The sequence below is a fragment of the Citrobacter sp. BIDMC107 genome (assembly GCF_001037575.1).
Taxonomy (GTDB): domain Bacteria; phylum Pseudomonadota; class Gammaproteobacteria; order Enterobacterales; family Enterobacteriaceae; genus Citrobacter; species Citrobacter freundii.
Map to the genome: position 1 here is coordinate 3,368,238 of NZ_KQ089848.1, position 14,675 is coordinate 3,382,912.

General features: G+C 52.6%; 11 protein-coding genes and 1 tRNA gene. 10 read left to right on the top strand and 2 right to left on the bottom strand.

Features of this window, described 5'->3' with window-relative positions; translation table 11 throughout:
• The first annotated feature begins 7 nt into the window (after positions 1-7).
• The 4 genes from dsbC (at position 8) to lysS (ending at position 5,177) form a co-directional block, all read left to right on the top strand.
• Entirely contained in the window at positions 8-721 is a 714-nt protein-coding gene (gene dsbC, locus SK39_RS15780; protein ID WP_003825520.1) for a bifunctional protein-disulfide isomerase/oxidoreductase DsbC, read from the top strand.
• A gap of 5 nt (positions 722-726) precedes the next feature.
• The gene (recJ, locus tag SK39_RS15785; protein ID WP_032937435.1) at positions 727-2,460 is read left to right on the top strand and encodes a single-stranded-DNA-specific exonuclease RecJ; all 1,734 of its coding nucleotides are present in this window, start codon (positions 727-729) and stop codon (positions 2,458-2,460) included.
• A 91-nt stretch (positions 2,461-2,551) separates the two neighbouring features.
• Positions 2,552-3,650 (top strand): peptide chain release factor 2 gene (gene prfB / locus SK39_RS15790; RefSeq protein WP_096878465.1). Its coding sequence is split into 2 segments (ribosomal slippage): positions 2,552-2,626 and positions 2,628-3,650, totalling 1,098 coding nucleotides; the frame shifts between segments, so codons are not numbered across the junction.
• A gap of 9 nt (positions 3,651-3,659) precedes the next feature.
• Positions 3,660-5,177 (top strand): lysine--tRNA ligase, encoded by a 1,518-nt coding sequence (gene lysS, locus SK39_RS15795; protein ID WP_003026911.1) that lies wholly within the window; start codon positions 3,660-3,662, stop codon positions 5,175-5,177.
• A 77-nt stretch (positions 5,178-5,254) separates the two neighbouring features.
• Here the strand turns inward: lysS and idi are convergent, their stop codons facing one another.
• Positions 5,255-5,809: an isopentenyl-diphosphate Delta-isomerase gene (gene idi / locus SK39_RS15800; protein ID WP_032948043.1), complete on the bottom strand. Its 555-nt coding sequence runs from the start codon at positions 5,807-5,809 to the stop codon at positions 5,255-5,257.
• A gap of 166 nt (positions 5,810-5,975) precedes the next feature.
• Here idi and actS point away from each other — a divergent pair, with 166 nt between their 5' ends.
• On the top strand, positions 5,976-6,734 hold the full coding sequence (gene actS, locus SK39_RS15805; RefSeq protein ID WP_003026902.1) for an amidase activator ActS: 759 nt from the start codon (positions 5,976-5,978) through the stop codon (positions 6,732-6,734).
• A 79-nt stretch (positions 6,735-6,813) separates the two neighbouring features.
• Positions 6,814-6,887: transfer RNA gene (locus SK39_RS15810), tRNA-Gly, on the top strand.
• Between the two features lie 32 nt (positions 6,888-6,919).
• On the opposite strand, the gene SK39_RS15815 is transcribed toward SK39_RS15810, so the two are convergent.
• Entirely contained in the window at positions 6,920-7,456 is a 537-nt protein-coding gene (locus SK39_RS15815) for a GNAT family N-acetyltransferase (RefSeq protein ID WP_003033852.1), read from the bottom strand.
• Between the two features lie 816 nt (positions 7,457-8,272).
• On the opposite strand from SK39_RS15815, the gene pgaA reads away from it, so the two are divergent.
• From pgaA to pgaD, 4 genes are read left to right on the top strand one after another with little or no spacing between them, the layout of a single operon-like run.
• On the top strand, positions 8,273-10,735 hold the full coding sequence (pgaA, locus tag SK39_RS15820; RefSeq protein WP_032937439.1) for a poly-beta-1,6 N-acetyl-D-glucosamine export porin PgaA: 2,463 nt from the start codon (positions 8,273-8,275) through the stop codon (positions 10,733-10,735).
• Between the two features lie 9 nt (positions 10,736-10,744).
• A complete protein-coding gene (pgaB, locus tag SK39_RS15825; protein WP_003033857.1) occupies positions 10,745-12,766 on the top strand; it encodes a poly-beta-1,6-N-acetyl-D-glucosamine N-deacetylase PgaB in 2,022 nt (673 codons plus the stop codon).
• The gene (pgaC, locus tag SK39_RS15830) at positions 12,763-14,097 is read left to right on the top strand and encodes a poly-beta-1,6-N-acetyl-D-glucosamine synthase (protein ID WP_032937441.1); all 1,335 of its coding nucleotides are present in this window, start codon (positions 12,763-12,765) and stop codon (positions 14,095-14,097) included. Before pgaB ends, pgaC begins: the two co-directional genes overlap by 4 nt.
• On the top strand, positions 14,094-14,600 hold the full coding sequence (gene pgaD, locus SK39_RS15835) for a poly-beta-1,6-N-acetyl-D-glucosamine biosynthesis protein PgaD (RefSeq protein ID WP_003033860.1): 507 nt from the start codon (positions 14,094-14,096) through the stop codon (positions 14,598-14,600). Before pgaC ends, pgaD begins: the two co-directional genes overlap by 4 nt.
• Positions 14,601-14,675: the final 75 nt, after the last annotated feature.

The window sequence follows — 14,675 nt, forward strand, 5'->3', positions numbered from 1 at the left end:
ATAGGCTATGAAAAAACGTTTTATGATGTTCACCCTGCTGGCGACGGCGTTTTCCGGCATGGTACATGCAGACGACGCGGCAATTCGCCAGTCATTAGCAAAGCTGGGTGTGCAGAGCACCGAGATTCAACCTGCTCCGGTTGCGGGCATGAAAACCGTACTGACCAATAGCGGCGTGCTGTACGTAACTGAAGACGGTAAACATATTATTCAGGGACCGATGTATGACGTGAGCGGCGCAAGTCCGGTGAACGTCACCAACCAACTGCTGATGAAGCATCTGAACGCGCTGGAAAAAGAGATGATCATCTACAAAGCGCCGCAGGAAAAACACGTCATTACTGTTTTCACCGACATCACTTGTGGTTACTGCCACAAGCTGCATGAAGAGATGAAAGATTACAATGCGTTGGGGATCACTGTACGTTATCTGGCCTTCCCACGTCAGGGGCTGGACAGCCAGGCTGAGCAGGACATGAAGTCTATCTGGTGTGCTAAGGACAAAAACAAAGCCTTTGACGACGCGATGACTGGCAAGGGGGTAAAAGCGGCGACCTGTGATGTGGATATCGCTAACCATTATGCGCTGGGCGTACAGTTTGGCGTCAGCGGTACACCGGCGATTGTGCTGAGCAATGGCTATGTCGTACCTGGCTATCAGGGCCCGAAAGAGATGAAAGAATTCCTCGACGCACATGCAAAACAAACCAGCGGTAAATAATTCGCGTGAAACAACAGATACAACTTCGTCGGCGTGAGGCCGACGAGACCGCCGAGCTACCTGCAGACTTGCCGCCACTGCTGCGCCGTTTATACGCCAGCCGTGGTGTACGTAGCGCGCAGGAGCTTGAGCGTAGCGTGAAAGGCATGCTGCCGTGGCAGCATTTGAACGGCGTCGAAAAAGCGGTTGAGATCCTCTACAACGCCTTTCGCGAAGGAACCCGAATCGTCGTTGTCGGCGATTTTGACGCTGATGGTGCGACCAGCACGGCGCTAAGCATCCTGGCGATGCGCGCGTTGGGCTGCAGTAACGTTGACTACCTGGTGCCAAATCGTTTTGAAGACGGTTATGGTTTAAGCCCGGAAGTCGTTGATCAGGCCCATGCCCGGGGCGCTCAGCTGATTGTCACCGTAGACAACGGCATCTCGTCTCACGCGGGTGTCGAACATGCCAGAACGTTGGGGATCCCGGTCGTTGTGACCGATCACCACCTGCCAGGGGATACGCTGCCGGGCGCAGAGGCAATCATTAATCCTAACCTACCCGACTGTGAGTTCCCGTCGAAATCGCTGGCAGGCGTTGGTGTAGCCTTCTATCTGATGCTGGCGCTGCGTACTTTCCTGCGTGACAAAGGCTGGTTTGATGAACGCGGCATTGCACCGCCGAACCTGGCAGATTTGCTCGATTTGGTTGCACTTGGCACGGTGGCGGACGTGGTCCCGCTGGATGCCAATAACCGTATTCTGACGTGGCAAGGCTTAAGCCGCATTCGTGCCGGAAAGTGTCGCCCTGGTATTAAAGCGCTGCTGGAGATTTCCAATCGCGACCCCCTAAAGCTGGCAGCCAGTGATTTAGGTTTTGCCCTGGGGCCACGGCTGAATGCGGCGGGCCGTCTGGACGATATGTCCGTTGGTGTGGCGCTGTTGCTGTGCGACAACATTGGCGAAGCGCGTGTGCTGGCCAATGAGCTTGATGCGCTCAACCAGACGCGCAAAGAGATCGAGCAGGGTATGCAGGCCGAAGCACTGACTTTGTGTGAAAAGCTGGAACGCAGTAGCGATACACTACCGGGCGGCCTGGCAATGTATCATCCTGAGTGGCATCAGGGCGTTGTGGGGATTCTGGCATCGCGTATTAAAGAGCGATTCCATCGCCCAGTAATAGCGTTTGCCCCGGCAGGTGACGGTACCCTCAAAGGATCCGGGCGTTCGATTCAGGGGCTGCACATGCGCGATGCGCTGGAGCGCCTGGACACCCTTTATCCGGGCATGATCCTCAAGTTTGGCGGTCACGCCATGGCGGCGGGTTTATCGCTTGAAGAGGCGCAGTTTGAGCGTTTCCAGCAGCGTTTTGGCGAGCTGGTAACCGAGTGGCTGGATCCTGCCTTACTGCAAGGTGAAGTGGTGTCGGATGGCCCACTGAGCGCGGCGGAGATGACCATGGAGATCGCACAAATGCTGCGCGATGCCGGACCGTGGGGGCAAATGTTCCCGGAACCGCTGTTTGACGGGCATTTCCGTTTGCTCCAGCAGCGTCTGGTCGGTGAGCGTCATCTGAAGGTGATGGTCGAGCCCGTGGGCGGTGGTCCGCTACTGGACGGTATTGCGTTTAATGTCGATACCACCTGCTGGCCGGATAACGGCGTGCGCGAAGTTCAGCTTGCCTACAAACTGGATATTAACGAGTTTCGCGGCAACCGCAGCTTGCAGATTATAATCGACAATATCTGGCCACTTTAGCGTCACTAATCGCTATAAAAAAGGGCGTGGATTAGTTACAATCCCGCTCTTATCACCGCATTTTGACTAGTCCAATAAAAGAAATCAGACAATGTTTGAAATTAATCCGGTAAATAACCGCATTCAGGACCTCACGGAGCGCTCTGACGTTCTTAGGGGGTATCTTTGACTATGATGCCAAGAAAGAGCGTCTGGAAGAAGTAAACGCCGAGCTGGAACAGCCGGACGTGTGGAACGAACCCGAACGCGCTCAGGCGCTGGGCAAAGAGCGTTCCTCCCTTGAGGCCATCGTTGATACGCTCGATCAGATGAGCCAGGGCCTGGAAGATGTCTCCGGCCTGCTGGAACTGGCTGTAGAAGCCGACGACGAAGAAACCTTTAACGAAGCCGTAGCAGAACTCGATACGCTGGAAGATAAGCTGGCCCAGCTGGAATTTCGTCGTATGTTCTCCGGTGAATATGACAGCGCGGATTGCTATCTCGATATTCAGGCAGGTTCTGGCGGTACGGAAGCGCAGGACTGGGCAAGCATGCTGATGCGCATGTATCTGCGTTGGGCTGAAGCGCGCGGCTTTAAGACTGAAATCATTGAAGAGTCTGAAGGTGAAGTCGCGGGTATTAAATCCGTGACCATCAGAATTGCTGGTGAATATGCGTACGGTTGGCTGCGTACTGAAACCGGCGTACACCGCCTGGTACGTAAGAGTCCGTTCGACTCCGGCGGACGTCGCCATACGTCGTTCAGTTCGGCGTTTGTTTATCCGGAAGTTGACGATGATATTGATATCGATATCAACCCGGCGGACCTGCGTATCGACGTTTACCGTGCCTCCGGTGCAGGCGGTCAGCACGTTAACCGTACGGAATCTGCGGTGCGTATTACCCACATCCCTACCGGGATTGTGACGCAGTGTCAGAACGACCGTTCCCAGCACAAGAACAAAGACCAGGCCATGAAGCAGATGAAAGCGAAGCTTTATGAACTGGAAATGCAGAAGAAGAATGCCGAGAAACAGGCGATGGAAGACACCAAGTCAGATATCGGCTGGGGTAGCCAGATTCGTTCTTATGTCCTTGATGACTCCCGCATCAAAGATCTGCGTACCGGGGTTGAAACCCGTAACACGCAGGCGGTGCTGGATGGCAGCCTGGATCAATTTATCGAAGCAAGTTTGAAAGCAGGGTTATGAGGAACCAACATGTCTGAACAACACGTACAGGGCGCTGACGCGGTAGCCGACCTTAACAATGAACTGAAAACGCGCCGTGAGAAGCTGGCGAGCCTGCGTGAGCAGGGGATCCCGTTCCCGAACGATTTCCGTCGCGATCATACCTCAGACCAACTGCATGCTGACTTCGACGCGAAAGAAAACGAAGAGCTGGAAGCGCTGAACATTGAGGTATCCGTTGCTGGCCGTATGATGACCCGTCGTATTATGGGTAAAGCATCATTCGTTACGCTGCAGGACGTTGGCGGCCGTATTCAGCTGTACGTTGCTCGCGATGACCTGCCGGAAGGCGTCTACAACGAGCAGTTCAAAAAATGGGATCTGGGCGATATCCTCGGCGCGAAAGGTAAGTTGTTCAAGACCAAGACCGGTGAGCTGTCTATCCACTGCACCGAACTGCGTCTGCTGACCAAAGCGCTGCGCCCGCTGCCGGACAAATTCCACGGTCTGCAGGATCAGGAAGCGCGCTATCGTCAACGTTACCTGGATCTCATCTCTAACGATGAATCCCGCAATACCTTTAAAGTGCGTTCACAGATTATGGCTGGCATTCGTCAGTTCATGGTTGCTCGCGGCTTTATGGAAGTAGAAACCCCGATGATGCAGGTGATCCCAGGCGGTGCGGCAGCGCGTCCGTTTATCACTCATCATAACGCGCTGGATCTGGACATGTACCTGCGTATCGCGCCGGAACTTTACCTCAAGCGTCTGGTGGTTGGCGGCTTCGAACGCGTATTCGAAATTAACCGTAACTTCCGTAACGAAGGCATCTCTGTTCGCCATAACCCAGAGTTCACCATGATGGAACTCTACATGGCTTATGCGGACTACAAAGATCTCATCGAACTGACTGAATCTCTGTTCCGTACGTTGGCGCAGAACGTTCTGGGAACGACTGAAGTGCCTTACGGTGAAGAAGTCTTCGACTTCGGTAAGCCGTTTGAAAAACTGACCATGCGCGAAGCGATTCAGAAATACCGTCCGGAAACCAACATGGCCGATCTGGATAACTTCGACTCTGCAAAAGCGATTGCTGAATCTATCGGCATCAAAGTTGAGAAGAGCTGGGGTCTGGGTCGTATCGTGACCGAGATCTTTGAAGAAGTTGCAGAAGCGCACCTGATTCAACCAACCTTCATTACCGAGTACCCGGCAGAAGTTTCTCCGCTGGCGCGTCGTAATGACGAAAACCCGGAAATCACCGATCGCTTCGAATTCTTCATCGGCGGACGTGAGATCGGTAACGGCTTCAGCGAACTGAACGATGCCGAAGATCAGGCGCAGCGTTTCCAGGATCAGGTTAACGCCAAAGATGCGGGTGATGACGAAGCGATGTTCTACGACGAAGACTACGTTACCGCTCTGGAACACGGTCTGCCGCCGACAGCGGGTCTGGGCATTGGTATCGACCGTATGGTTATGCTGTTCACCAACAGCCACACCATCCGTGACGTGATCCTGTTCCCGGCGATGCGCCCGGTTAAGTAAGATGTGAAATGCCGGATGGCGGCTGACGCCTTATCCGGCCTACGATTCGTTATGTAGGCCAGATAAACGTAGCGCCATCAGGCAATAATTTGTTGGCAGTAATTCTGCAACAGCGCACGCGCTTCTTTGTTTGCAACCTGCATTACCATCCACGGACTGAAAGCCCACGGCGTCGCGTCAATCCCGCTTAAGACATCCTCAAGATTGCTCCACTGGCAATCCATCACTTCATCTGGGTTTAGCTGTAGCTCACTGACGATATGTGCGGCATAAACCGGACATACTTCGTTTTCAACTATCCCACTCGGGTCTGTGGCGCGATAACGAAAATCAGCGTATACGGGGGTGAGCAAGTTGATATCTGCACCCAGTTCGAAGCGAGCCCGGCGGACAATAGCGGCTTCGTTGGTTTCGCCCAACTGCGGGTGACCGCAGACAGAGTTGGTCCAGACACCTGGCCAGGCTTTTTTGTGCAGTGAGCGGCGGGTGACCAGCAGTTGGCCCTGCTCGTTAAATATCCAGCACGAGAAAGCGGAGTGCAGGGGGGTTGTGGCGGTATGCGCCGCATACTTTTCCAGCGTTCCGCAGGGTTGGTCCTGCTCATTCAATAAAATGACATGTTCCTGTCGCATAGCGTCCACCATCAATCTTAAGCACTCACATTATATGCTTAATTAAGTCAGAGTGATTAACAGAGGGTGTGAAATGCCAGAGCCGCCGGTTCGTTGCGCGATATGATTTGGCATCCGGTTTCTGGCTGCTATGATAAAGCGTCTGAAAATGTTGCGAGGTATTGTTTTGAGTGCAGGACGCCTGAAGAAAAATGGCCTGGGTATCGTGATGCTGCTGTGTGTCGGTCTGCTGTTAGCGGGCTGTTCCGGGAGCAAGTCGTCTGATACAGGAAGTTATTCCGGCTCCGTGTATACCGTGAAGCGGGGAGATACGCTATACCGTATTTCGCGCGCCACCGGTACCAGCGTGAAAGAGATCGCTCGCCTGAATAATATTTCACCGCCCTATACCATTGAAGTGGGGCAAAAGCTGAAGGTCAGCGGCGGCGCGAAAACCAGTTCTGGATCTGGCAAAACAACCAAGAAATCCTCAACCAAAACGGCGGCGGTCAGACCATCTTCTTCTGTGCCGCAGTCGTCCTGGCCACCAGTAGGGCAACGTTGCTGGCAGTGGCCTGCCAGCGGTAAGGTGATCCTGCCTTATTCTACGGCGGACGGCGGCAATAAGGGCATTGATATCTCGGCTGCGCGCGGTACGCCGATTTATGCGGCCGGAGCAGGGAAGGTGGTTTATGTCGGTAATCAGCTGCGGGGCTACGGTAATCTCATCATGATTAAGCACAGTGAGGACTACATCACTGCGTATGCGCATAATGACACCATGCTGGTGAACAACGGTCAAAACGTGAAGGCCGGGCAGAAGATAGCGACGATGGGCAGCTCGGATGCGACGACGGTGCGCCTGCATTTCCAAATCCGCTACCGGGCAACGGCTATCGATCCGCTGCGTTATTTACCGCCGCAGGGGAGTAAGCCAAAATGCTGACGGTGAATTAATCGCCAGTCAGTCGGTTAGTCCCTTGCCAAGAAGAGCGTAAGGTTTATAATCCCTTACGCACTTCAATGCGGGCGTAGTTCAATGGTAGAACGAGAGCTTCCCAAGCTCTATACGAGGGTTCGATTCCCTTCGCCCGCTCCAAAACTCTCTCCTGTAGTTATTCTTTATAAATGTTAAATAGCGACACCGAAATCCGGTGGCAGTGTGCTGTTACCTTCACCCAGATTACGTTGTAGCAATACCGTGTCGAGCCATAGTCCATGTTTGAAGCCAATGTTTTTCAGTGTGCCGATTTCCGTAAATCCGGCCTGCTGATGGACTTTTAACGATCCCTGATTATTGCTGTCGCCGACGATGGCAATCAGTTGCCGATAGCCCTGTGCTTCAGCCCAGCCGATCACATGACGCAGTAAAGCCTTTCCTACACCCTGACGCTGAGCCGTTGGAGCAATATAAATCGAATCCTCAAGGGTATAGCGGTAGGCATAACGCTCGCGATAGCGGGTGAGGTAGCAATACCCGATGACCTTATCTTCCTGTAGCGCGACGACCCACGGCAGCCCGAGGCTGCGGATTTTTTCCAGACGAGCAAACATCTGGTGAGCATCCGGAGGGTCGGTTTCAAAACTGCCGGTACCGTGAAGAACATGATGTGCATAAATATCGCGTATGGCGGGGATGTGCTTTTCTTCTGCGTTAACGATTTTCATTGACCGGCTCCCATTGGCGTCTTTGCCCAGATTACCTGAAAGACTGAGGGGAAGGTAAGTGCAAAAAATTATGCTTCGAACAGTTGCTTGCAATGCTAATAGGCTTTCATATTGTAAGGGGAAATAATTGATTGTGGTTGATGTTGTCAATAATACGCAAGGTTGGTAAATACATTAACTTGTAGAGTAATACACAATTATTCGTGCATGTTTTCGAGCGTGTATCCAAATGCCAATTATGGTAGGTTTCGAAAAATGATGAAGAAAGTTATTTGATTTCAATGTGTTGTTTCTGTATCTAATTCTTCTTGCGCCTGTACCCTTATTTTCATTTCATTGGCCCTGTTTGAGCCCTAAAAATTAAGTTATATTTTGTTGTTAGCAGAGAGCCTATTATCAGATTTTTCTCTATTCATCTCTCAAAATAGTTACCATGCAAACAGTTGCGCGGTGTAGCTATGCTAACCAGCAATAGTAAGCATCGTCACATTATGTCACCGGGCAAACTTTGTTTAAATCCAGAATTCAATCCCAAGAGTATTAGGATTATTTAGTCTAAAATACTTTTTTGACTAAGACTTTTCTTATTACGTAGCCATGAACTACATGGAGTGATAAAATTCCCGAGTTTATGCCTCCTGCTCAACGATTAGAGGACGCGGTGCGGGTAGTCAATAAGACGAAAGAATTAATTGCTTTATAACTCTATTACGAAATAAGCGGCAGTGCATCTTACATGGTCGGCAATCGTCAGGGATTGACCTTAACTTATTGAAAACGCTTATTTTTACTCTGATGTAAGATATAAGGGCAGATATGTTCAGTATGCGTCGACATGCCAACTTCATTAAACGTTTTAAGTCTGTAAGCTGTTTATTTACGGCCAGCATTCTTTTCCCTATGCAAATCTCTGCTGCGGTATCTGATTATGATGCTTTGGTTATTGAAGCGCGGGGGGGGAATAGTGCGCCGCTATTGCGCTACCTTGAGGATCAGGGAAAGAAAAGCGCGCTAACGCCAAACCAGGTTGCCGACTGGCTGCAAGTTTCTAGTTGGGTTGAGAACAACGATAAAACAACAATTGAAATCTGGCAGCGGTATCGTGGTCAGATGGATGTGCCTGCACGGGGAAAAGTCGCCGCAGCGCGTGCGTATCGTAACCAGAAAAACTGGAATGATTCATTGGCGGTGTGGGAACGCGTTTTACAGGAAGAACCTGATAACGTGGATGTACGCACCGGCTGGATAATGACGCTGGCAGATGCGCGCTACAATCAGCATGCCCTTACCGAAGCGAATAAATGGGCTCAGGCGCATCCGGGGGCTGATTCCGATGCGCTACTTGCCTATGTCTATCACTCTCAGGGGAAAAACTGGGACGCGCTGTTGGTTGCCAGCCAGGCGGATGACGTCGATCCTGGCAACAAAAATGCAAAATCCACGCTGCTGTCTGCGCTGTCAGCGAACCGTGTTTCCGGACCAGCCTTAAATATGGCGGAAGTCGTACCCACGGCAGATCCGGTGAAGCGTCGCCTTGAGCTTGATGCGGCGGCTGAAATGGTCCGATCCTCTTATACGTCCGCACGTAATGAAGAAGAACGTTTTATCGTAGCAGATAAAGCGCTGGCCCGTTATGACCAGTTGTTGGCGGCCTGGAAAGATGAGCCGTCTGCGCAGAATGATGTCCGCCGGGCGAGAATAGACCGTATGGGTGCCCTGTTGGTGCGTAAACGTACTGCCGAAGTGATCGAGGAATATGAGTCCCTTTCCGCAAGCGGCGAAGTACCAAACTACGCAAAACGTTGGGTGGCATCAGCATGGTTAAGCGAGCGTCAGCCGGAAAAAACCGAAGCGATGTTGGCGAGCATCTACTACCCGAATGGGCCTATTCCGGTGACGCCGCTCAGTCCAGAGGATCAACAAGATCTGTTCTATGCACACATTGATAATGAAAACTTCGATGCAGCCAAAAAACAAGTCGATGATTTGATCAAAGAGAGTCCGTATCTGCGGCGTATCTATGGCTCGCCAACACCGCAGCCTAACGATAACTGGCTGCTCGGACAGTCGCTGCTGACGCAATATCATATCGCTGCAAATGAACTGCCAGAGGCAGAAAAGCTCGCAGAGCATCTGGCACGAACAGGCTCCGGTAACCAGGGACTGCGCATTTCCTATGCCTCTGTGCTTGAAGCGCGTGGATTGCCGCATGCGGCGGAGAAAGAGCTTAAGCTGGCGGAAGTGATTGAGCCAAGCAACCTGGAGCTGGAGCGTCAGCAGGCTTACGTTGCGCTGGATCTCCAGGAATGGAAGCAGGTCGATGAACTGACGGATGACGTTATTGCCCGTAGCCCGGATGATGAAGCGACGCTGCGCCTCGCGCGTATTCGTGACGTCCACAAAATGTCGGAAGTGCGCATTAGCGGCACGCAGGGGATCTCGTCCGATAGCCCGGTCAGCGGTAAGAATGACTTCAACATCAACACGGCTATTTACAGTCCGCCGATTAATGACAACTGGCGACTGTTTACTGGATTCAACTTCGCTACCGGTGAATTTGAGGAAGGGAAGGGCATCAGCCGCGATCTGGCGGCGGGTGCAGAATGGACTTCCCGTGATTACTGGGCGGAAATGGAAGTGTCTGGCCGAAATTATGGCGATGGTCAGAAGATTGGTGGGCGTCTATCCGGCTGGCATGACTTTAATGACAACTGGCGCGTAGGCGGTTCGGCCGAGCGCTTGTCGCGTAATACGCCATTGCGCGCGCTGCGTAGCGGTGTGTATGCCAACGGCGGCGATATGTTCGTTCGCTGGTATCAAAACGAGCGACGTGAATATCAACTGTCGTTTGCTGCATCACATTTCTCAGACGGTAACGATCGCATCGAATACGGACTCAGCGGAAAAGAGCGCATCTGGACCACGCCTCGCTTCACGCTGGACTTTACGCCGGGCATTGGCGGGAGCACCAACACCAAAGAGAATGTGCCGTATTACAACCCGAAGAGTGATTTTTCGGTTGTCCCTGGCCTGAGCGCAGAGCAGGTTCTTTACCGCCACTATGATACCGTCTGGACGCAACAAGGTCTGGCAGGCGTAGGTGGCTACTGGCAGCAAGGTGAAGATGCAGGCGCTATCGTCCAGGTAGGATACGGACAACGGCTTAAATGGAACAACGTCGTAGATGGCGGGGTGATGCTGATTTGGGATAAACGCCCCTATGACGGTAAACGTGAGCGGAATATCTCCCTCGCTTTCGATTTAAATGTCAGGTTTTAAGGATTGTTCATGCTGAAAAGATGCCTGTGGCTTAGCGCATTAATCGCTGGCTGGTTGATGATTACCGCGTGCAGCAGCGCGCACAATACAACGCCTCGCTATGTTCCTCCTGGGGAGAGAACACCGCTGACGGCGGATCATCAGTGGCCGAAAAATAGTTTCCTGGTACTGGGTTATCACGATGTTGAAGATGGTGCTGCCGACCAGCGTTACCTCTCTGTGCGTACCAGCGCGTTGAGCGACCAAATGGCCTGGCTGCGTGATAATGGCTATCAGCCGATCAGCGTGCAGCAAATTCTGGATGCCCATGACGGTAAAATTGTACTGCCGGAAAAAGCGGTATTACTCACCTTTGATGACGGGTATAGCAGTTTTTATACCCGCGTCTGGCCATTGCTGAAAGCCTACAACTGGCCTGCGCTCTGGGCGCCAGTAGGCAGTTGGGTTGATGCGCCAGCCAACAAAAAAGTCGATTTTGGCGGCTTAATGACAGCGCGAGATAAATTCGCCACCTGGAAAATGGTCGAAGAAATGGGGAAATCGCCGTTGGTGGAAGTCGGTGCGCACACCTGGAACTCGCACTTTGGCGCTGAGGCCAATCCGCAGGGGAGTAAAGAGCCAGCTGTAGCGAACCGCCTGTATGATAAGAAAACCGGCACTTACGAAACGGACGAACAGTACACGCGACGTATAAACACGGATATTTCTCTGATCACTAACAAGATAAAATCGGTGACCGGGAAATCGCCGCGCGCGTGGGTATGGCCGTACGGCGCAGCCAACGGCACGACGTTAAACCTGGCCAAAGAGCATGGCTATAAGATGGCCTTTACGCTTAATGAAGGGTTGGCGAATGCCGCGTTTCTCGATGATATTCCGCGCGTGCTGATCTCTGATAACCCATCCCTTAAGCGCTTTGCCAGTCAGGTCGCTCAGGTCCGTGAGCCACAGACGATGCGCGTGATGCATGTCGATCTGGATTACGTGTATGACAAGGACCCTGCTCAGCAGAAGCGAAATATCGATAAGCTGATCCAGCGCGTTTATGACATGCGTATTTCTCATGTCTTCCTGCAGGCGTACGCCGATCCGCAAGGCGACGGGAATATTCGTGAGGTCTATTTCCCCAACCGCTGGCTGCCGATGCGTGCCGATCTCTTTAACTATATCTCCTGGCAATTACAAACGCGGGCAGGGGTGACGGTATATGCCTGGATGCCGGTTCTGGCTTTCGATCTCGACGCGTCTATTCCACGCGTAACCGCATGGGATCCGAAAACGGGACGTACTGCTATCAATCACGAGAACTATGTCCGCCTTTCACCCTGGAGCAGCGAAGCGCGTCAGCGCATCACTGAAATCTATGAAGACCTGGCGAAGCACGCCAGTTTCAAAGGTATTTTGTTTCATGACGATGCTTTCCTGACGGACTTTGAAGATGCGTCACCGGAGGCGTTAGCCGCCTACCGTGCCGCAGGGCTTCCGGGCAGTATCGAGCAAATACGTAATAATCCTCAGGCGTTCGAGCGCTGGACGCGTCTGAAAAGTAAGATGCTGATCGACTTCACCAAACAGCTGACCCAGTCTGTGCGTAATATTCGCGGTCCACAGGTGCAAACTGCGCGCAATATTTACGCCATGCCGGTACTGGAGCCTGAAAGTGAAGCCTGGTTTGCACAAAACCTGAATGATTTCCTCAATACCTATGACTGGACGGCGCCGATGGCGATGCCATTCATGGAACAGATCCCGGCCAATGATGCCAACGCATGGCTTGACCGACTGGTGAATGCCGTTGCACAAAACCCTGGGGCGCTGGATAAAACCGTGTTTGAACTGCAGGCACGAGACTGGCGTAAATCCGGGGATCAGGCTGAAATCAGCGGAAAACAAATAGCCGAATGGATGCGCCAGCTGAAGTTAAGCGGTGCAGGTAACTACGGCTATTACCCGGATGATTTCATCAGCGACAAACCTGAGATGTCAGAGATTCGCTCGACGTTCTCCTCATACTGGTATCCGCAAAAATGACCGATCGCATTATTGCTTTCCTGATACTTTGCCTGATGTTCAGCCTGCCGTTTGGCGTGGCTGTCATCTTTACAGGTGAAGTGATGTTGAACTTCGTCTTCTTCTGGCCTTTGTTCATGTCTGCTTTGTGGATAAGCGGCGGAGTCTATTTCTGGTTTTACCGTGAACGTCACTGGAAATGGGGAGATGACACGCCACCACCGACCCTGCAGGGGAATCCACTGGTTTCTATTCTGATCCCCTGTTTTAACGAAGGGATCAACGCGCGTGAAACCATTGAAGCCGCACTGGCACAGCGATATAAGAATATCGAAGTGATTGCCATCAACGATGGTTCAACGGATGACACTCACGACGTGCTGGAACAACTGGCAGTGGAATACCCCAGCCTGCGGGTGATTCATCTGGCTGAAAACCAGGGCAAAGCGCTGGCGCTCAAGACCGGTGCGGCCGCGGCGCGCAGCGATTACCTGGTGTGCATTGATGGCGATGCGTTACTGGATCGTGATGCCGTTGCCTATATTGTGGCTCCACTGATCCAGTTCCCGCGCGTTGGTGCGGTGACGGGGAATCCGCGTATTCGAACCCGCTCTACGTTAATCGGCCGTGTGCAGGTCGGTGAGTTCTCTTCCATTATCGGCTTAATTAAGCGTACTCAACGAGTCTATGGGCAGATCTTTACCGTTTCAGGCGTAGTTGCGGCGTTTCGTCGTCGCGCGCTGGCCGAGGTCGGTTACTGGAGCCCGGACATGATCACTGAAGATATCGATATCAGTTGGAAGCTGCAATTGCGCCACTGGTCGGTATTCTTTGAGCCGCGCGCACTGTGTTGGATCCTGATGCCTGAAACGTTAAAAGGGCTGTGGAAGCAGCGTTTGCGCTGGGCGCAGGGTGGTGCAGAGGTGTTTATCGTTAACATGCGTCGTCTGTGGTCGTGGGAGTTCCGTCGCATGTGGCCGCTGTTTCTTGAGTTTTGTTTTTCTACCGCCTGGTCGTTTGCCTATGCGATCAGTATCGTGCTGTTCCTGTTAGGGCTGATGATCCCGATGCCGGACTCGCTGTATGTGCAGCATCTGTTCCCGCCAGCCTTCACCGGACTTATCCTCGGCGTGGTGTGCTTGCTGCAGTTTGCGGTGAGCCTGATGATTGAACGACGTTATGAAAAAGGCATTGGCGCCTCGTTGTTCTGGATTATCTGGTTCCCGGTGGTGTACTGGATGCTAAGCCTGTTCACCACGCTGGTCGCGTTCCCGAAAGTGATGCTCAAACGCAAACGCGGCAGAGCGCGTTGGGTGAGTCCTGACCGTGGAATTGGGAGGATCGAATCGTGAATCAGCCACTGATCTTTACGGAGCGGCGTCTGCTGCCTCGCATTATCGATGTGTTGTTGACGCTCATCGCCTGGGTTGGTTTCTTATACCTGATCTATAAAGGGTTGATCACGGCCCTGGCGCATTCACCGTATATGGGGGTGCGACCCTTTTTCACCACGCTGGATACGGTCACGTTTTATATCCTTGTCGCCCTGGTCAACGGCCTGGTGCTAATTGGCTGGGCGAAGTACAACCAGTTTCGTTTTCGGGTGGAACGCCGCAGTCGCAGACCCGGGCTGGAAGACCATGAGCTGGCAGAAAGTTTGCGTATTACCCGGGAGCTGGTTACGGAACTGAACAAGGCGAGGGTGCTGACGGTCCACCATCATGAGAATGGCGAAATCAGTCATATCGATGTGGACAGGGATATTGCCGATAACCGCCTCCCGCCGCCAACGCCTGCGATGCTGGAGTATTTGCCACCAGAGCAGCAGCCGTCGTTGCAGAACAGGCCCGAGTGATATTTCTGCTTTCAGCAGCTTCCTTCAGCCTCGCATAGGTCTATGATTAGACCCAGACAATAAAAAAATGTGAGG

Coding starts and splice junctions, on each gene's coding strand:
- dsbC (WP_003825520.1), top strand. CDS start 8: ATGAAAAAACGTTTTATGATGTTCACCCTGCTGGCGACGGCGTTTTCC.
- lysS (WP_003026911.1), top strand. CDS start 3,660: ATGTCTGAACAACACGTACAGGGCGCTGACGCGGTAGCCGACCTTAAC.
- idi (WP_032948043.1), bottom strand. CDS start 5,809: ATGCGACAGGAACATGTCATTTTATTGAATGAGCAGGACCAACCCTGC.
- SK39_RS15815 (WP_003033852.1), bottom strand. CDS start 7,456: ATGAAAATCGTTAACGCAGAAGAAAAGCACATCCCCGCCATACGCGAT.
- pgaA (WP_032937439.1), top strand. CDS start 8,273: ATGTTCAGTATGCGTCGACATGCCAACTTCATTAAACGTTTTAAGTCT.
- pgaB (WP_003033857.1), top strand. CDS start 10,745: ATGCTGAAAAGATGCCTGTGGCTTAGCGCATTAATCGCTGGCTGGTTG.
- pgaC (WP_032937441.1), top strand. CDS start 12,763: ATGACCGATCGCATTATTGCTTTCCTGATACTTTGCCTGATGTTCAGC.